Source organism: Methanoplanus limicola DSM 2279 (assembly GCF_000243255.1).
Taxonomy (GTDB): Archaea; Halobacteriota; Methanomicrobia; order Methanomicrobiales; family Methanomicrobiaceae; genus Methanoplanus; species Methanoplanus limicola.
In genome coordinates, this window is record NZ_CM001436.1 from 968,258 (window position 1) to 988,701 (window position 20,444).

A 20,444-nucleotide genomic window follows, 5' to 3' on the forward strand; every position below is an offset into this window, starting at 1 on the left:
TTAACCATGTGATCATATGATTGAAGAATTCAGTAAATTTGCCGGGAACAAAATAATAGCATTTTTACTGAAAAATCCCGAAAATAAGATGGGAATTAACGAAATTGCAAGGGAACTGAACCTTTCTCCGGGAAGTGTCAAACGATATACCGACCTGCTGGTTGAAGATGAACTGGCTGAAATAAAAAAGATCGGAAACATTCATCAGCCTCAGCTGAAATATGAACATGCACTTGTTAAGGAGATGAGGAAAACATATTCATTACTCCTGTTATTTGAATCAGGAATTACATATATAGCTGAGAATGTTATTTCAATTGCATTATACGGGAGTTTTGCATCCGGAACATTTGATGATAAAAGTGATATTGACATACTGATTCTTTCAGAAAATAAAGAACTAAATTCAAATATTATATTACAAATTGAAAATAATTTTAACCGGGAATTACAGGCAACAATAATTCCTTACTACAAATGGGAAACCATGAAGGCTAAAAACCATGATTTTGCAACAAGTGTCCTGAATAATCATATACTATTAACAGGAGCAGATTTATGAACTGGAAAAAATGCCTGGAATCAGGCAGCATTAAAACAGATCCAAAGGCCATGGAAAGAGTAGATTCATCCCTGGAGAGGTCTGAAAGGTTTTTAAATTCTGCAGGAACAATTTATATCTAAAACGACACTGACAGATAATAATTATATCAGGAGGAATATTTTTGGCAGTTGCAATAATAAGTCCGGTTGTTCTGCGATGGGCACGTGAGCGTGCACATCTGGATTACGAGAGTCTGGCGAAAAGTGCCAAAGTTAAGCCGGAAAAAATCCTGCTCTGGGAAGAAGGAAAAGAAAGACCTACTTTCAGGCAGGCACAACAAATCGCCAAAAAATTGTATATTCCGTTCGGATATTTATTTTTGCCTCAACCTCCTGAACAAAAACTGCCGATCCCTGATCTGCGCACTGTAGGAAGTGATATTTCCACAGAATTCGGTGCAGATATTTATGACCTTATAATGGATGTTCAGCGTAAAAAGGACTGGTACAGAGATTATCTTCTTGAAAGGGGAGCTGAACCTCTCCCATACATCGGAAAATATGATACAAACAGTGATCCAAAACAAATTGCTTCTGACATAACCAAAACACTGGGACCAGAAATTTCCGAAATAAAAACACCAAAAAGAGAGGACCAGTTTCTGAACTATTTAACAGAAAAAGCAGAAGATGCAGGGATTGTTGTCATGCGAAGTGGTATCGTTTGCAACAATACCCACCGCCCGCTTGAAGTATATGAATTCCGTGGTTTTGCAATATGTGACGATATTGCTCCGGTTATCTTCATAAATGGGAATGATGCAAAGGCTGCCCAGACATTTACATTAATACATGAACTGGCCCACCTGTGGATTGGCCAAAGCGGAATTTCGGACATATCGCTTGAAAACCAAATCAACAATAAAAAGCAGAATACTGAAAAATTGTGTAATACAGTAGCCGCTGAAGTTCTTGTCCCGGAAAATAAGTTTAGTGAAAAATGGAAAGTCACGGATTCTCTTGAGGATAATGCATTCCGTCTTGCAGAATATTTCCGCGTCAGTACTGTTGTTATTGCCCGCCGGGCATTTGATCTTGGCCTGATTGAAAGATTTGAGTATTCTAAATATTACAACAATCAGAAACAGCTGTGGCAGGAAAAGAAAACAGAAACTAAAAGAGGAGGGAATTATTACAGGACAATTCCTGTCCGGAACGGAAGAAAATTTACTGATGCAGTAATACGCAGTACTTTTGAACAAAGTCTTCTGCTCCGTGATGCAGGGAGACTGCTAAATATAAACCCTTCTAAAATCAGCAGGCTTGCTGAAGAGAGGAATATCGGGTGAGACATATGTACTTAATAGATGCAAATGTATTCATCCAGTCCAAAAATTTCTATTATTCTTTTGAAAGCTGCTAAAAATATCCTGATGAGAACATAATAGAAACACAATGGAGATTAATAATTCGTAAAAAATAAAACCTGATGCGAGAGGCAGGATTTGAACCTGCGAACTCCTGCGAGATCGGATCTTGAGTCCGGCTCCTTTGGCCACTCGGAAACTCTCGCGCCATTATACATACGCATTATTAGCTAATATAATTTCATAATGAATTAGATGACACCTGCTGTAAACCGTTCACCAAAGCCAAAATCAGGCAACTGTAAAAATTGTTAAAAATTGTTAAAATAGAGATGTAATGTGATATCCTCCCCCACATTTGAGCAACACTAAACCGGCATTGACACCCCAATACACCCACGGTTTCCATCCCGCAGTTTCCATCCCTCAGTCTCCAAGCTCCACCACAACCTGATGCTCTTTCTGGTCATCCACCATATGAATGACCATATCCGGCTGCTCAGCCCCGTCAGCAACAACAGACCTGACACCAGTTCCCTTCCCGGAATTCTTAACAACAATATGATAAACCGTAGACAGATACCGGTAATCAACCTGATATGAATCCCATTCCTCCGGAACACAGGGGTCAAACGTCAGGCAGTCACCGGAAAGCCTGACACCAAGCAGAGACTCGAGGATAAGCGTGTACATATATCCCGCCGAACCTGAATACCACGTCCAGCCGCCCCGTCCTGTATGGGGAGCGGCAGCATAGATATCAGAAGAAAGTGCATACGGCTCAACACGGTACTTCCTGACATCTTCAGCCGTTTCGCTATGCCGGATCGGATTTATAAACGGCAGCAGATCCCAGGCCTGCTCATTATCCTTCAGAACCGCAAAGGCCGCCACAACCCAGATGGCAGCATGGGAATACTGCCCGCCATTCTCCCTTACACCCGGAACATAGCCTTTAATATATCCGGGATTTTTCAGAGTCTTATCAAAAGGCGGAACTAAAAGCGGCAGAAGGCGGTCCTCACGCAGGATGAGATGATCCTTAACTGCCTGCATAGCAGTGACTGCCCGCTCTTCTGAAGCAGCTCCGGAAAGAACCGCCCAGCTCTGGGCAATAGAATCTATCATACACTCCTTATTTACAGCAGAACCAAGCGGCTCACCTGAATCAAAATAGGCACGGCGGTACCATTCCCCGTCCCACCCCTCTCCCTCAATATTCACCCTGAGCTTCTCAGCATTCACGCGGCAGAACTCTGCAAAAGAGAAGTCACCCCTGATACCTGCGACCTCACTAAATCTCATCAGGAGATCAAATATGAAAAATCCAAGCCAGACACTCTCCCCTTTACCTTCGGCACCGACAAGATTCATCCCGTCATTCCAGTCCCCCGTTCCCATAAGAGGAAGACCGTGCTCCCCAAGCCTCATGCCACGCCGGATAGCCCGGACACAGTGTTCATAAAGGCTCCCGGTAATTTCCGATTTCTCCGGGAGATCATAGTAGGATTCCTCCCCGGGAGGCAGCTCCCTTCCTTTGATAAACCCAATCTTCTCATCCAGAACTGCAAAATCACGGGTGCTCAGCACATACCGGCATGCTGCAAAAGGAAGCCAGAGATAATCATCAGAACAGTGCGTTCTGACACCCCGGTCTAACGGAGGGTGCCACCAGTGCAAAACATCACCTTCAACAAACTGATGCCCCGCACAGAGCAGCAGCTGCCTCCTCATAAGGTCAGGCCTCGTATGGATAAGCGCCATCACATCCTGAAGCTGATCCCTGAATCCAAAAGCCCCGCCGGACTGATAAAATCCGGAACGTGCCCATAAACGCGAAGCAATAATCTGATACACCAGCCATCCGTTGGCAAGCAGATCCGCAGACATATCAGGAGTTTTAACCTGAACTGCACCAAGTGTCCGGCTCCAGTAATCTTTCACTGCCCTGAGTGCCGCATGTGCAGGCTCCACCCCGCGGTTCTTCAGGAGAAGAGCTCTTGCATCATCGCGGTCCTGCCCCACACCAAGAGTGAATATAATCTCACGCTCTTCACCGTCAGTCAGTTCACAGTGAACCTGGATTGCAGCACAGGGATCAAGGCCGGCACCCACCTTATTTGAGAGTCTGACCCTTTCCATCGCTGCCGGTCTGTCAGCCGAACCATTCCGCCCGATAAACTCATGCCGGTCGCCGGTCAGAGTCCTTTGAATTATATTTGAGTCAAGAAATGCCACCCGGCCCGGAAATTCACAGTTATATGGATTCCTGGCAAAAACCGCTCCTGAGATCTGATCAATTTCAGTTACAACATAAGGCAGTGATTTAGACCTAAGCTCACCGAGAACCCATTCCGCATATCCGGTGACAGAAAGATATCTTCTGCGCCCGGACCTGTTCCTGAGCTTAAGAGAGAAATACTTCACAGGCGAATCAATTGAGACATATACAGTAAGTTCTGAGCTAATTCCCTGCTCAGAATACTCAAAGACCGAATATCCGAACCCGTGCCTGGTCACATAGCTGTTTACACCCCGCACAGGCCATGCTCCGGGGGACCAGAATTTACCGGTCTCCTCATCCCTGATATACAGAGCCTCACCGGAGAGGTCCTGAACGGGATCATTCATCCATGGAGTCAGCCTGAACTCATGGGAATTCTCACACCAGGTATAGGCACTGCCATTCTCAGAGATAACAGTTCCAAAGTTCTCATTCGCAAGTATATTTACCCATGGCGCAGGAGTAACATCCCATTTATCCGTAATGATTACGTACTCCCTGCCATCCGGAGAAAAGCCTCCAAGACCGTTGAAATAAAGAAGTCCCTCCCCCGTATTAGCGGGGAGAGACAATTCATGAGAGAATAACCTGGTCGTAAGCAGATGGGGAACCTCAACCTCACACCAGCCGGCACGCTCCATCTGCTCTGCAAGTGAACCTGCTCTGTCTGAAATAACCGCGCGGGCAACAGTCCGCACAAGCGTAAAATCCTCATCTGACATCAGTTCAAGATTAAGGATAAAAATCCCGCCTTTCTTATTTAACAACTGTGAGTCCGGACCCTGTGGAATACTGTTTATAATCTCGTCCTGAAGCTCCTGGCGATATCCCGACTTCTCTTCATTACAGATAACCAGATCGACCGTCAGCCCTTTCATACGCCAGTACGAATGCGCCTGTACCATATCCCGGATAAGAGTGATTCTTTTCCTGTTTTTTATCCTCACCAGCACAACAGGGACATCTCCCGATATCCCATATCTCCACAGACCGGACTGACCCAGTTCATTCTTCACAAGTATCTTACCGGAAGCCCTTCTGACAGGATTTGAATAAATGACCGACGAAGCAAGAGAACCATATACCTGGGCATCGCGCTCAGTCGCATCCAGCTGCCTGAGCATAACCTGTGCATGCGTCCAGGCCATTTCAAGAACCCTGTCAGTGATATTCTGGTCATAATATTTCTCAATCAGAGCAGCAGCACCCTCACGGCTCTCACTGACCCCGGTAAATATATTGACACAGGCAGTCTCCTGAGGTTCAATGGAAATTGTGCACCTTATAGCCACAATCGGATCAAGAACCGGCCCGGAAGTATCGGAAAGAGTTGAAGAATCGATCATCGCAACCGGCTGTGCAAGTGAATTGCCACGCCCGATGAATTTAAAGCGATCCGTTTCAAAAGAGATCTTTCTTACCTGCTTCCCATTGACAGTCATCAGATGGAACATCCAGGGTGGACGCTCACCATCAGAACGTGGCCTTCTGGTTGCAAGGATTGCATTTCTCTCCCGTACAAGCTCAGTCCGGACAAAGAGGTTTGTAAAGGCCGGGTGACTTTCATCTGAGGCCTGAGGTGCCAAAACCACCTCAGCATAACTGGTAAACTCCAGAATACGGGTTTTCCACGACCTGTTTGTCACCCATATTCTCCGGAGTTCTACATCATCTTCAGGAGAGACGATTACCTCAGTCCGGGTATAAAAGTCCCACTCTTTACGCAGGAACTCCGCCTGCGCCTGCTGAAAAGTTGTCTGGAAAGAATCAGGTTTCTTTCTTGTCGGCTGATACCCGTTCGACCAGAACTCACCGCTCGCGAGGTCCCTGATATAGCAGAATATCCCGCTACAGTCAGCAGTAGGATCCTCCCGCCATCTGGTCACAGCAAGGTCATTCCACCTGCTGTAACCTGACCCGCTGTTGTTTACCATAACATGATATCTTCCGTTTGAGAGGAGATGCACTTCAGGTCTTGGAGTATTAGAAGTATGAAATGTGCGCATCACAGACTCCGACAGCTCAGTTGCCTTATGAACCCCCTCAACCTCGCCGGTATGCGGATAGAACGGAGTATTACGCGGCATCTTCTCCTGGAGCAGCATAACAGCCGACTGAAGAGTTAGATCTGACATAAACCTCCTCTGCATAGGGCGGTTTAGTATCACATATGCAAGAGAGAGCAGAGCCATACCCTGATGATGTGACATAAATGACTGAATTACTGAATACTTCTGACCCGGAGGCGTACGGGACCGGGTGAAATCTACAGCTTCATAAAAACCATAGTCGCCGCAGTACCCTAAGGACTTCATCCTCTCAAGATTCCTGCATGCCAGAAAAGGATTTACCATAAGCCCCATCACAGCAGCATAAGGAGCAATAACAAGATCATCTGCAAGACCGCGTTTAAACCCAAGCCCTGGAATGCCAAACGCCCTGTACTGGTAATTCAGACTTGTATCTGTAATATTATAACCGGATTCCGAAATCCCCCAGGGTACACCACGTTTTACTGAATAGTCAATCTGCCTGGAAACAACTGCATGATATGTCTGGTCAAGAAGAGTATTTTCATACGTAGGCATCACAAGAAGCGGCATCAGATATTCAAACATCGAACCACTCCACGAGATGAGAGTCGGCTTTCCGCCATCGACATTTGTGAGCAGGCGGCCTAAGGCGAACCAGTGTTCCTGTGGAAGTTTCCCGTAAGCAATACCGATAAAACTGGTGATTCGTGCCTCGGATGCAAGCAGATCATAGAAACTGGCATCCCGCCTGAGATCAGTCGCATTATATCCAATTGCAAGAAGACTGCTGGTACTGTCATAGAGGAATTCATACTCAATCTCAGAAAATTCCTTACAGAGGTCTGAAAGGTGTGATATCGACATAAGTAATTTTTCTGCCCTCCCACATGACTTCTCCATCTCTTCAAGAGTCAGAATCAGCCACATACGCCCCGGACCAAAGAACGAATCTGAATCTGAATCTGATGGATTATTGAGCCATTTACGAAGTGGCCCTATATTGTCATAAAGGGAATGCCTGATATCAGCGATATCTTTGAGAGCAGGAACCTGATTATCCAGTCCTTCAAGAGTGGTGCAGACCAGGGAGACATACGGAACCAGATACTCAGGAGTTTCAGACCATACAGAGTCAGGAGGAATGCCGGTGGACTGCCAGGATACAAAATAATTTAAATCCTTTCTGTGGCACTCTGTCTGTCTTTTAACTGCACCGGCCCACCACCTGACATCATCATCCGGATGCTTACCCAGAGCATCCTCAATTTCAGAAGCAATCCCGTCAAGAGAGGAGAGATGCTTCAGGATTTCACCAGTCATACCAGGCTTCCGGGCTGCGCCATCCCTCAGTTCTGCAATCTTTGACCGGACATATGTTAAAGATCCACTGTCATCCTCTTTTCCGGCAGTATCAAGGGCATCAGAGAGAAGAGATAGTGTATCAGACAAACCGTCTCCAAATCTATCCGAAAGAATCCTGCAATCCGGAAGTTCACACAGACCCTGCCGCAGTACAATCAGATGGCTGACAAGGTTTCCGCTGTCAACAGTGGAGATATACCTTGGAAGGAGCGGCTTTAATGTGATAGTGTCATACCAGTTGTAAAAATGACCGCGGAATCTGCTTAGCTGTTCCATAGTATTCATGGTATTTCCGGTACGCTCAATGAGACCTCTGAGTGAGATATATCCAAAGTCATACGCAGTGAGATTTGAAAGCAGTAATAGGCCTATATCTGTCGGAGAAGTGCGGTGTGCAACAGCTGAAACAGGCTGCTCCTGGTAATTATCAGGGGGGAGATAGTGATCTTCGGCAGTGACAAATGTCTCAAAGAAACGCCAGGTTTTCCGCGCAACAGACCTTAAAAAGAAGTTCTGATCAGGCGTAAGATCCGGAATGCGGATCCTCTGTGGCTGGCTGAGCCAGGATGCAATAATCGGGGAGAGGATCCACGCACAGGCAAAAGAGGCAATAGCTACAGAAGAGACCAGGTACTTCTGTATCTGAAGAGTAAGCAGCCCGATCCCGATAAAAGGCCCGCCCCACATAATTCTGTACATTCCTCCAAGTCCTGAAGCTTTCGCCTGTGCAGCCTCCTGGTGGGTTGTCCACTCCAGCAGATGGCGGTGTGAACCGGCCATCCGGAAACATGACCTGAACATGGCATCAAATGAGATATAAGCCTCATAAGGGAGGAATATCAGATTGATCAGAGGCGGAATTATCTGACCGCGAATGATGGACGGGATAGCATGGAGATGGAGCATCCAGGTTAGATCCTCAGGCTTATTTACAACTCTCCAGCAGGATATAAGCACCGAAGGAATCAGGTACAGTGACACAATAAAGACAGTCCAGAAGAGTGGATCACCAAAGCTGAACCATGACATTATAAGAAATAATAATGCTGCCGGAGCTACGAGGCTCCTCCTCAGGTTATCGAATATCTTCCAGCGGGAGAGAAGAGAGAGAGGATTTTTCCGGACTTTGCATGAAGTGTCAAGGACATAGGGAAAAAGCCATGGCATTATCTGCCAGTCGCCCCTGATCCATCTGTGCCTGCGTTTGATATCTGCCAGATAGCTGTTTGGATAATCTTCAAAGACCTGAACATCACTGACAAAACCGGTTCTTGCATAGCATCCTTCCAGGAGATCATGACTTAATATCAGATTTTCAGGAAAACACCCTTCAAATATTCTTGAGAATACTTCCAGGTCGTATATTCCCTTTCCAATGAATGACCCTTCCTTAAAGGCATCCTGGTACACATCAGATACTGCACGGGTATATGGATCAATTCCCGGTTCACCGCCGAATAGTGAAGCAAAGCGGGAAATGCCAGCTTCTGTCAGAGAGAGAGCAACACGTGGCTGCAGAATACCATATCCCTGCCGGGTAACCATGTTAACCGGATCTATTACCGGACGGTTGAGCGGGTGTGCCATAGTACCGATAAGTTTTTTTGCACTGCCACGTGGAAGTTCTGTGTCAGTATCAAGGGTAAGGACATACCTTACACTGCCCAGGATCTCCTGATCACCAATAATAGATGAGAAGTCTTTAGTCCCTCTGCCGGAGATCAGATTATTGAACGCAGAGAGGATGCCTCTCTTCCTCTCATAACCCATCCAGACCCCTTCAGATTCATTCCAGGTCCTGGACCTGTGCATGAGAAAGAAGGTTGAAGGTTTATCATCATGGTATTTAGAGTTCAGGTCTTCAATACCGGCAGCAAGAAGACTGACAAGTTCTTTGTCTTCGGGCAGTTCCTGAACCGATGCATTTTTGAGATCAGTAAGCAGGGCAAAGTACAGATTATCATCCCGGTTTGCAAGATACCGGACCTCAAGTGAATCAAGGAGCGATGTAACATCCCCGGGTTTTGAAAGAAGAGTCGGAATTACAACAATAGTCCTCTGGTCATCAGGAACCCCGGATGAATAGTCCATCTTCGGAAGTAAGACGGGTGTGAGGAAAAGAGTAAATAACCAGTTTATCAGCGCCACTGCGCCCTGACTTACAGGGAAGATAAGGATTAAAAGGACCGGCAGAGTGATGTACCATGCGTAAGGAGGAAGATAGCCATAACCAAAAAGAGCTGCAATCAGAGTTATGACAAAAATTCCGGAGAAATAAAGCGGCAGAGAACATGAATAGACCCTTCTTCTGAAACGATCATAAATAGGAGGAACAAAGGAGAGAGCCTCTTCAAGCGCCTCCCTGCCTTCATCTGTCAGATAATAACCGACATGGTATGCCCTTACCTTTCCATCGTTCTGATTTTTCCGGTTATCGCCGGCAAGTTCCACGGCCTTTGCTGCAACATCAACCTCAATAAGTCCCCCCTTTTTTGCTATCTCCTCAACCACATGCCTGTACCTGTCACGGGTCTCAAAGTCCATCTCTGCATAGCTGTCCTCAGGATCACTCCGGAGTACATGCTCAACATGACTGACCTTTTCTACGAACTCACGCCAGTCTGTCATATCCAGAAGACGGAGGCTGTTAATACTGTTGCCAAAGGAGACCTGATCAACAGCCTGGGACTGAGTCTCTGCATTGACCATCTGCTCAACTGTCAGATTCTTCTCAGAAAGCCTCTGTTCAATCCAGGTGAGCGGGAATGCAAATGAGCCTGACTGCCCCTGAAGCTGCCTCGCCATCTCCGCAACAAAAGCACTGGTCATTGGAAGATCTGCACGGGCCATATCTGCAATAAACGGTATCAGACCCTTTGGATCATCCCTTGCAACCTCAGTCATCCGGTCTACCCACTGATCAGCAGCGTCACAATCAAGCCTGTCTGCTGAAATTCTCTCGGCAATTCTGCGCAGATTCTCAATCAGGGAAAGCCTGAGCATAATTGGTACAGCCCAGAGTTCTCCAATCTGCAGAATGCTGATACTCTGATATGATTCAATAAAAAGAGAGAGAGTCTGGTTATCAACCCTGCCGTCGCTGTGGGCAATTAATTCTATAGCTACGTGATAAATACGGGGAAAGCCTTCAAAAGGTCCGTTTTCAAGACGTGGGAATTCCCGGCTGTACTCCTCAGAGAGATGACAGCGGGCAGTTCTTATCTGTTCTTCAATAAGGTAGAAGTTATCCAGAAGCCACTCACCGGCAGGAGCAATCCGGCGGCCGGCCTCATTGGCAGCATTCAGCAGATTGTAAGTCTTTAGGAGAACCTTCTCGTTATCGGCAAGCCTTGGAAGAAGAGAGTCAAAACCATTTCCGGCACCTGTCCTGTACATACCGGCAATCCTCTCTGCATGCCTGACCATATGGTCCCGGCTGTACAGTTCCTCACGAAATGGAGCTGCATCAGAATGACTGACAGACATCTCTTTATTCTTCCCCAGGAATGCAAATTTATCCCACAAATAAACACCTCAATAATATTCACCCGGCCAATACAAAGACCGGATTCCCTGATAAAAGCATATATCTCGCCATAAATATACCAAATCAGAATTTATCAGAACAATTATCCGCATATTCAAAATACAGAATCTGTTATCCCCTGGAAAACATCTGACAATTTTCACAGATTAATTATCCTTCTTTTATGTGCAGCAGATATATTATATTTTGCAGGGCCGCATACTGAAAGAATAATTAATACAGATCATACCAATACTCTGCTGTTCTGATAATAAAGTCACTCATGATCAGGGCCCCACAGACAGTGGATGAAACAGTGAGATAAATTAAAGGAAATAAACTTCTCATTGTAAATATTACCGGCAAATAAAATTCAGAATAAGAATAAAAGGGGATTAAAAATGACTATGAAGACAGAATTTGAAAAACCGGAGATCGTTGTGAGCCGCTGCCTTGGTTTTGGCCACGTCAGATATGACGGCAGCATGATCAAAAGTGATGAGGTTGAGGCACTAAAGAAATATGTAAATTTCATTCCGGTCTGTCCCGAAGTTGAGATCGGCCTTGGAATTCCAAGAGCAGTAATAAGGATAGTCAGGATAAATAATGAAGACCGGCTCATTCAGCCCTCAACCGGAAGAGACATTACTGAACAGATGAATGAATTTTCTGAATCATTCCTATCAAAAACAGACAAAACAGACGGATTCATAATGAAAAACAGATCACCGTCATCCGGCATCTCAAATGTAAATGTCTACCCCGGACCGGATAAATCAAACAAAATAGACAGGAGGGCAGGATTTTTTGGCGGTGCAATAATCGACAGATTTCCAGATTACCCGGTTGAAGACGAAGGCCGGCTTAAAAATGAGAGAATAAGGGAACATTTCCTCACGAGAATATTCCTCCTCGCAGAACTCAGAAAAACTGAATCAGAAGGTAGTATAAAAGAGCTGAGAAATTACCACCACAAAAACAAGACACTTCTTCTCTCATACAGCCAGAAATACCTAAAAATTCTCGGGAATATAGCCGCAGAAGGTAACAGACCGGATGAAGAACTATTCAGTTTTTACAGGAGAAATCTCCTTTTGGCAACAAAACGGCCTGTAACTTACAAATCTGAGATAAACGCTTTCATGCATGCGTTCGGGCAGACATCTGACAGGCTGAATAAAAATGAGAGAGAATACTTCCTGGAAAGTCTTGAATCCTACCGAAAAAATCTCCTGCCCGCAGTGGCGATTAAAAAAATACTTTTTGGATGGGCATTAGCGGATGAAAAATCAGATTTAATGGATCAGACATTCTTCAGGCCTTATCCTGACGATTTAACCTTCTACAGACCGGAAAGCATGCAGAGGGGAAAGGATTTTTCAACAGACTAACCGACTGTAGCCATCCGGAAATATACCAAACCCCCGGCAGTCACATAAAATCAGCAAGACCAAGCTGCTTCTCAGGCGGCTCACCAAACGTTGAGATAACCGCCATATTCAGCACCTCAACTCTCTGCCGGGTATAAGCAGAAACTTTGTAATCTTCACACATCTTAAGCGACATATGGAGGTATTTCTTAACCGAACCCTCATGAACGGTGGCGATGAGCTTATTGCCGCACTTCGTGCATTTCCCTGCAAGAGGCATCCTCCTGTAACTTGAATTGCATTTCGTGCATCTGACCTTCTGCCTGGAATATGAATTCAGATTTCCCATTATATCCCTGATAAAATGAGTATTCAAAACCCTCTCGGCAACATCATCCTCATCCACAGCACGGATAATTCTGCCCAGTTCAAGTTCAGCCTCAAGTTTATCAACCATAGAATGAAGTGTATTATATGAAGAGATCAGAGGACCGGCTGAGATATCAGTTGTGTTATGTGTAAACATAATCCCCTCGTACTGTTCAGGTTTACCAATACGAAGCTCAACATGGTCAACAATCTTCTCAAGATCCTTAGGGTGCACATAATCAAGGCCGGCGAGATACAGCTCAAGCGGATAAGAAGGACAGGCATCTACGTTATGACTCTCCTTGTCAACCTCAGCCGGGTCTATTCTCCGGGTCAGAACAAGAGGGGCATCCATCGATCCGCCCCTTGTTTCCGGCAGAAAAGACCGTGAAAAGTTGATAAGCCCGTCCAGAAGGAGCATCACGCAGTCCTCATCACCGTCACACTGTCCGGTAAAGATCCCGTTCACCTCGACAGTGTGGTCCTCAGAGACTGTCAGGCAGTAAACATAATCATCAGCACTGACAACCGGCTCTCTTTTGACAATCATATCCGGAATCATGGCCCCGCCTTCAAAACCGGGAATATAATCGCCCTCCTTTAACTCAAGCGCCTTAATCTTCCTCTGGTAATTAAGATCAGAGACAAGCATCGAATGCTCAGGTGTCACCATAATATTTTTGCCGCGCTGAGTCTCAAAATAAAGAAGAGTGTCCGGGGATTTATGAACGGAAACCGAGGTGACCTGCCTCATCCTGACATTCCCGTTCACATCGACAGCCCGAACCCAGTATGGCTTTACAGGGTCTGAATAATATGTCCCCACACAGTCAACGGATTTGCAGCTTACATCAAAATTTTCAAGGACAAATTTCTTTATCGGAAGAGTATCCCATCTCTGACCATCATAGACCGTAAGTTTAGTATCACCCTGAAAACAGTTCCTCCTCTTTGCAGCATGAAAGAACGGATGTCCATAGCCAACAAGTGCCTTTGTAAAGCCAATAAGCCTCACCAGCACACCTGCACTGGTATGAGGTGCAAGGCCCATCAGCAGGGATCCTACAAGATCATCTCTCCTGGAGGCATTATAATACGGCTCCATACCGTAGACTTTCTCGAGCATTTCATCAACAAACTTTGAGACCTTGATGAGCCACTCTCCACAATGCTCAGATACTAAAATATCCTGGCATTTAAGCTCAAGAATCTGTTCGTCAGATTCAAGGGGCTTACCATAGACATCATGGGTATATCCAAGTTCTAAAAGCCTCTGGTAACTGACCCCGATCTCACGCGGGATTATCTGGGTGAGGGGAAGGTCAATCATATCATACCGAAGTGTGCCGTCCTTAAAGACATAAAGGTCCTGTCTGGCTCTTAAAATTCCCTTCTCCAGTGCCTCAACACATCTCTCCTTTGACATCAGGCCCTTTACGCCCTTTACAAGTTTAAGTTCGGAATCACGCATACCGAGCGCCTTTAATGCACGGTCATACTCATTCTTTACATTAATGGTAATAGTCTGTGCACAGACACCTTCAACCCCGCATACCGGACATACGCCCTTTACGACATCATGGCGGCATCTTGGGCAGACATAAACCGGCTCAGTATGTGTGCCACACTCACAGATATTAATATACGTCCGAAAACCACAGGAGGGGCATCTCCTCAGGCCTACTTCGGCGGTGATAAAACCACCGTCACGGTTATCTTTTGATTTTGCAACCTGCTGAAAAGATCTCCTCGAACCGCCCTCATTTCCGACAGGGTACAGCACATTGGGCGCAGGATTCATCTTCCTCTCCTTTGACTTGCCAGGTCTTCCCATCCTGCCGCCTATCCGTGTCCCGGCTTTTGACCTCACCTTAAATCCGGAGAGATATGAGACAAGCTCAAGAGGATCTTCAGGATATTCCCCACCCGGAAATTCCTTTCTGTTCAGGCTGTCGTCAAGCCCGAGGCATGCAGTAAGAACTGCTGCATCCGAAATGACCAGATTTCCGGAGAGAACTTTATGGGGCAGGAGCAAAAGCTCCAGCAGCTCCTTTGTCCGTGCATTGTTGGGCAGGGTGAGAGTATCACCGGACATATTACCAAAACCGGATACAATATCTGAAAGCTCAAGAATGTCAGCCGCAGTCAGATCATCCCATATATACATAAAGTCAGGGTGAAGATACGCCCCTTCAAGTACCATATCAATGGCCTGCCTGCCGGAAACAGGGCGCTCTTTACCACCTTCAAGCACCCACCATTCATGACAGTATGCAGACGGAATAAGAGTATGGTTATTCTCAAGAAACTCGCCATAAGAGACCAGAATTTCCCCGACATCAAGAATTCTCTCAACACTTTTCTCAAGTTTAATTGCTGTTGGTATGTCATCAACCCTCAGAACCTCTCCGGAATAAAGCCTGACAGTCGGACCTTCTATGGAATCAACCGGAACAACACCACAGGCTTTGCCGGGACGCTCAACCTTCATCTGTGTGCCCACCGCCAAAAAGTTGCCGAGCAGATGCAGGCCTGACGGGTTAAACCCTGCGGCAGCAAACCCGGTATTTCTTGAACGGCCATATCTCAGCCTGAAGCCGCCTGGCCTTAGTGGGTAGGAAAATACAGGCCTGCCGCCGACAAGGTCACGGATGTACTTGTCCTTCGGCTTGATTTTGCACTTCTTTGAGGAGTCAGCCTCTTCTTCTTCATCCTTCTCCTCCTCACCGCCTGAGGGCGCTGACGAGAATGACCCGGATATGATATCATCAAGCCATTCCCAGCCCTCCATTTTTACCTTGCGCACAGTTTTCTGGATTTTAGGGGCCTTCAGCGCAAGACCTTCAGCCACAACAAGACCCATACCGCCCCTTACAGTATTGGTCTCAATTCTCTCAAGATTCCTGTATCCGGAGACCTCAACACGTTCGGTAGGTTCGCCCTCAATACAGACAGGGCAGTTCCTGATGATATGCCTGAGTTCATCATCTGAAGGCATATACTGAAGGCTTGAGATAGAGTTGTACTTCTTAATCTCCTCGACATATCTCTCAACCTCCTCATTCCTTGGGATATATCGGCCGATGCCAAGACCTTTTCTGACATAATCCCCGACAAGAACAGAGAGGGCCTGCGCTGTTCCACCCGCACTACGGATAGGCCCAGCATAATAGATCTTTAAATATTCGGTCCCGTCATCATTTTTCCCGACGGCAATCTTACCGATACCTTCCGTAGGTGCGGCCACAACACCTTCGGTAAGAAGGGCCATTGATGTACGTATGGCATGGTCGAGGATCTCCTCCTTTGTCTCCTCACCAAACCTTCTGGCAATAAAATCATCACCTATCTTTAAGGAGACCTCTTCCCTGGACATCTCCTCCCCAAGTTCCCTAAGTCTTTTGGCAACGCCCGGATACCCCAAAAGTGCCTCCACCCTGTCGGCAAGGTCGCTCGCCACCGGAATTTCAACATCAAGCGCGGGATCAATTCCGACCTTCCTTGCCTGTTTTGCTATTTCGATGGCCTTATAGAGGTCATCCTCAAGTGATTTGAAATAACTCTCCATCTCCGGTGATGCCTGCATAACCATAATATTGGCAGATCATTTCATTAATGTTAGTGCATCCGGCACAACAACACCGGAAGACGGAGAAGATAATTATCTTCAGAAAAAAGATCAAATAGATATCCGGAACTGTACCAAAATGATGCAGTTCACAACAGGGAGATTTTATCAATATGTTTAATATCAGGGCGTTTTCTATAGGCAAAGGGCATGAAGAGGCGATAAAGACAATACTGAAACACGGTTGCTGCCTTCTGACCGAAGACGGGGAAAAGACGATAGAACTGCCAGAACCGCTCAATATTCACGTCAGAGATCCGTTTGAGGAATACATGATAAGCCCGTACAATATGTTTGGAGAGGGCGCGATGAAGCAGTATGTCCATGATCTCCTGCACGGAACAGAGAGCGAATTTGCTTATACATACCATGACCGCCTCTTCGACCACCCTGTAAAAGACGGGGAAAATTACCTGGGAGACGGAGATAAAAAGGGAATTGACCAGATAGAATATATTGTACAAAAACTGAAGGAAGAGCCAAATTCCCGCCGTGCACTCGGCATAACATGGTTCCCTCCGAAAGATACCAAATCCGGTAATCCGCCATGCCTCCAGAGAATACAGTGCCTTCTGCGTGACAATAATCTGAATATGCATGTGGAGTTCCGCTCAAACGACATGCTCTCAGCACTCGGCGCAAATATGTATGCCCTTGTAAACCTCCAGAAGATGATCGCAGAGAGGCTTGACGCAGGTACGGGATGGTACTCCCATACGTCAGTCTCTGCACACATATACCATGAGCGCGACTATGAAGAACTCAGCAGATATATAAGAGGTCTTGGTTTGAAAGACATCCCTGAAAAGATGAAATAAAAAATGCTTTCTTCCCGGAAAAATTCCGGAAAACAACACGTACAATCAGAATATCATCTGTAAGTATCAATTACAGATTCAACTTCTTCGGGCCTGTCTATGCCAATTCTCTGCAGTGTCAGAAGAGCGCACCTGTGAGCAACATCATCTGAATATTCGATAAACTCACTGAGGGGTTCGATAGCAGGCTCTCCGATTTTAATCAGGGCAAGTGAAGCATAGCCCCTCATTTTCGCATCACCTGTAACAAAAAATGAGAGCAGTGCCTCTATAGCAGGTTCGCCAATGGTTCCAAGGGCAGATACTGCATATTTCCGGACACTATCGTCCTCATAATCGTTCAGAATTTTTACAAGTAAAGGAATTGCAGGTTCACCAACTGATGCTAAAACATTTGCCGCATACCACCTGAAATCATTATTATCGGTCTCCAGAAATGCATCAATAACCAAAGGAAGGCATTCTTCACCCATATCTGCCAGAAGAGAGACTGCACTTCTCTTCTCATCAAGTGTACCGCATTGAAGTCTCCTAATCAGCTCATCCACATTTTTTTTATCAGCCATATCAGAGAATTTAGTCATATAACAAGAATAAATATACAGTTTATGCACTGCATGAGATTCTGCATGAGGTCAGCTACACCACGTTTTAGTTATCGCGCTTCCAGCGGGTTCAACGAAACCTTAACCTCCAGGATGTGCAGAAAATTATGGGAGAATTAATTACTCTTTGCTGAGAATACCCTATATGATGGTCTCCGAATTGTATGGTTTTCAGGAGCCAGAAACCAGAAATGAAAGAACATTAACAGTTGAAGCATATATCTCCGGGAAAGTACAGGGTGTTGGTTTCAGGGCATGTGTCAAAAAAATTGCAGCCCATCTGTCACTTACCGGGGAAGTTATGAATATCGAAGACGGAAGAGTATACCTGATTGTGACAGGGGAGGGTGTAATCATAGAAAAATTATTATCTACACTCTATGAATGCCCAAGAGCGCATGTACGTGAGATAGAATCCAGGGAAACCGGACTGAGAACATTTTGTGATTTTTCAATAATCCGGAAAAAATGAATCTTTTCTGAACAAAATAAAAAAAATAAATTCACTGCCGAAATTCAGTAATAAACTCTGAAAGGGGTTTTTTTCACCAGATGATCCACATATGAAGAGACTGTAAAATCAATTCTCTTCTGGTCTATTGATTTATGAAGGCAGTCTGAGAGAACTGCCAGCAGGTCGTCCTTTAAATGACATCTTTTTGTGCTGAGCTCATAATGATCCGGGTTCAGATATTCCCTTGAAACCCTGAAAACAGCAGAATCCACCATACCTGACTTTAAAGGAGCCATTATATCATTCACGAGCGAACCTGTGCCCTCTGAGAGAACACCATGGTCCGGGCTTAGATAAGAGCCTGCAACAGAGAGACTGACATTACCAAAAAGCATAGCATAACCTATAGAGAGCATAGCATTCACAGGATCATTATGGGGCCTTTTTGTGCGTCTCTTAAAGCCATGAACCGGGTTAATTCCCCTTGATACGACCTCATAATACATATCTGAGACAAGCCTGTGAAGCCTGCGGAGTTCTTCTATCTTTACAAGATAGTCAACATCTTCAAGTGATTTCAGGAATAGTTCGTGTTCTCCTTCATAAAATAAAACCCGCCCGGCTTCCCTCATAACCTCATCAATGAGATTCATCCTTGATTTGAGTGAAGAGCGGACAATCTCAGAAGCTGCGTGATAAACAGGCGTTTTCCTCTGAAAATTCTCCATATTTTCGCGGCTTTCATCACCATAAGGGCTGAGAATACCCAGTGGAGATGCATCTGCATCAAAAAATGATATTGAGGATTTCTGTTTCAGAAGATTGGATACTGCGGAAGTATGCAGATTATGCCCGCCCACCAGGAGGAGATGACCAACCTTTTCAAGAGGGATTTCCCTGAGATCACTCTTCTGCCGGATAGAAAGGGTTGTGGACGAAGCTTTAATATGTGCCCCAAATCCAAAAACCGAGTGCCAGGGTATTGTAACTTTCTCCATAATTCACAGATTCCACACAATAATCGTATCTACTTATGTCTATTCCGGCAGACAGATTAATTAATCGTTTATGCCCGGAGAATTGAGGAGGAGAGAGAAACTGCCGGCTGTATATGAGAGGCAGGATTAGAGCAGACGGGTGAATCTCTCATGCCGGACACCTTACTCAGATTAGAACATTTAAAGTTGTCATATCCCGGATCAACTGTCAGAAACTCAAGTCATAAAAGATATATTAATATTTAACCAATCATCTTCTTATGAACAGAAAGGTTTATGGAATACTTCTTATTCTGTTAGCTGTGTCAGCAGTTGCATTCTCCGGATGTACCGGTAATGCACCTGCCGAAACCGGAGATTCCGGACAGTCCGGGACAGCAGAGGAAAAAACGGTCTATGTAGTTGGTATTGACGGAGAATATCCTCCTTACTCATTAATTGATAAAGACGGCGGCGCAACCGGATTTGATGTCGAATCAGTTCAGTGGATCGCTGATGACATGGGCTTTGAAGTAGAGATAAAGCCGATCGCATGGGACGGTATTATTCCGGCACTTCAGGCAGGAAAGATTGACATGGTCTATTCAGGAATGACAATCACAGACGAGAGACTTGAGAAAGTGAACTTCTCGATTCCGTACCTGAAGATCAACCAGTCCGTTGCAGTGCATGATGACAATGAATTCACACTTGATCAGTTTAAGGCAGGAGAGCTTATTGTAGGTGCACAGAGAGGAACAACAGGACAGATCTGGGCTGAGGAGAACCTCGTAAATAAAGGCCTGATTCCGGCAGAAAATCTCAAGACATATGACAACTTCCCGCTTGTCATCGAGGACCTTAAAAACAAGAGAATTGACGCAGCAATCTATGACAGACCTTCAATGATTGCAGCAATCGAAGAGAAGCCAATCCACATAACAGGCGAGATTGACACAGGAGAGGAGTATGGAGTCGCAATCAGAAAGGACGACGTAGCACTTCTCGAAACAATCAACAACGGCCTTGCAAAACTTCACAAGGATCAGAAGTGGACTGAGCTTAAGGAAAAATACGGCCTTTAACCGTAAAAATCAAACTTAACTTT

Annotated in this window: 11 protein-coding genes and 1 tRNA gene; 7 read left to right on the forward strand and 5 right to left on the reverse strand. The window is 45.6% G+C overall.

Features of this window, described 5'->3' with window-relative positions:
- Nucleotides 1–16 precede the first annotated feature (16 nt).
- The 3 genes from METLIM_RS04655 to METLIM_RS04660 are packed head-to-tail and all read left to right on the forward strand — an operon-like array spanning nt 17 to nt 1,892.
- A complete protein-coding gene (locus METLIM_RS04655) occupies nt 17–562 on the forward strand; it encodes a nucleotidyltransferase domain-containing protein (RefSeq protein ID WP_004076777.1) in 546 nt (181 codons plus the stop codon).
- Nucleotides 559–684 (forward strand): hypothetical protein, encoded by a 126-nt coding sequence (locus METLIM_RS17520; RefSeq protein WP_004076778.1) that lies wholly within the window; start codon nt 559–561, stop codon nt 682–684. Before METLIM_RS04655 ends, METLIM_RS17520 begins: the two co-directional genes overlap by 4 nt.
- Before the next feature lie 41 nt (nt 685–725).
- Entirely contained in the window at nt 726–1,892 is a 1,167-nt protein-coding gene (locus tag METLIM_RS04660) for an XRE family transcriptional regulator (RefSeq protein WP_004076779.1), read from the forward strand.
- A gap of 141 nt (nt 1,893–2,033) precedes the next feature.
- On the opposite strand, the gene METLIM_RS04665 is transcribed toward METLIM_RS04660, so the two are convergent.
- A tRNA-Leu gene (locus METLIM_RS04665) sits at nt 2,034–2,116 on the reverse strand.
- Nucleotides 2,117–2,336: 220 nt separating this feature from the next.
- Nucleotides 2,337–11,114, reverse strand: coding sequence for a GH36-type glycosyl hydrolase domain-containing protein (locus METLIM_RS04670; RefSeq protein ID WP_004076780.1), 8,778 nt, complete (start codon nt 11,112–11,114; stop codon nt 2,337–2,339).
- Between the two features lie 402 nt (nt 11,115–11,516).
- On the opposite strand from METLIM_RS04670, the gene METLIM_RS04675 reads away from it, so the two are divergent.
- Nucleotides 11,517–12,506, forward strand: a complete 990-nt coding sequence (locus METLIM_RS04675; protein ID WP_004076781.1) for a YbgA family protein — start codon at nt 11,517–11,519, stop codon at nt 12,504–12,506.
- A gap of 40 nt (nt 12,507–12,546) precedes the next feature.
- Here the strand turns inward: METLIM_RS04675 and METLIM_RS04680 are convergent, their stop codons facing one another.
- Nucleotides 12,547–16,440 (reverse strand): DNA-directed DNA polymerase II large subunit, encoded by a 3,894-nt coding sequence (locus METLIM_RS04680; RefSeq protein WP_048146215.1) that lies wholly within the window; start codon nt 16,438–16,440, stop codon nt 12,547–12,549.
- A gap of 155 nt (nt 16,441–16,595) precedes the next feature.
- Between METLIM_RS04680 and METLIM_RS04685 the strand changes: the two genes are divergently transcribed.
- Nucleotides 16,596–17,300, forward strand: a complete 705-nt coding sequence (locus tag METLIM_RS04685; RefSeq protein ID WP_004076783.1) for a thymidylate synthase — start codon at nt 16,596–16,598, stop codon at nt 17,298–17,300.
- Between the two features lie 53 nt (nt 17,301–17,353).
- Here the strand turns inward: METLIM_RS04685 and METLIM_RS15430 are convergent, their stop codons facing one another.
- Entirely contained in the window at nt 17,354–17,866 is a 513-nt protein-coding gene (locus METLIM_RS15430) for a HEAT repeat domain-containing protein (protein ID WP_004076784.1), read from the reverse strand.
- Between the two features lie 184 nt (nt 17,867–18,050).
- Between METLIM_RS15430 and METLIM_RS04695 the strand changes: the two genes are divergently transcribed.
- Nucleotides 18,051–18,377: an acylphosphatase gene (locus METLIM_RS04695; RefSeq protein WP_004076785.1), complete on the forward strand. Its 327-nt coding sequence runs from the start codon at nt 18,051–18,053 to the stop codon at nt 18,375–18,377.
- Nucleotides 18,378–18,421: 44 nt separating this feature from the next.
- Here the strand turns inward: METLIM_RS04695 and cas1 are convergent, their stop codons facing one another.
- Nucleotides 18,422–19,357, reverse strand: a complete 936-nt coding sequence (cas1, locus tag METLIM_RS04700) for a CRISPR-associated endonuclease Cas1 (RefSeq protein WP_004076786.1) — start codon at nt 19,355–19,357, stop codon at nt 18,422–18,424.
- Nucleotides 19,358–19,617: 260 nt separating this feature from the next.
- Here cas1 and METLIM_RS04705 point away from each other — a divergent pair, with 260 nt between their 5' ends.
- A complete protein-coding gene (locus METLIM_RS04705) occupies nt 19,618–20,421 on the forward strand; it encodes an ABC transporter substrate-binding protein (protein ID WP_004076787.1) in 804 nt (267 codons plus the stop codon).
- Nucleotides 20,422–20,444: the final 23 nt, after the last annotated feature.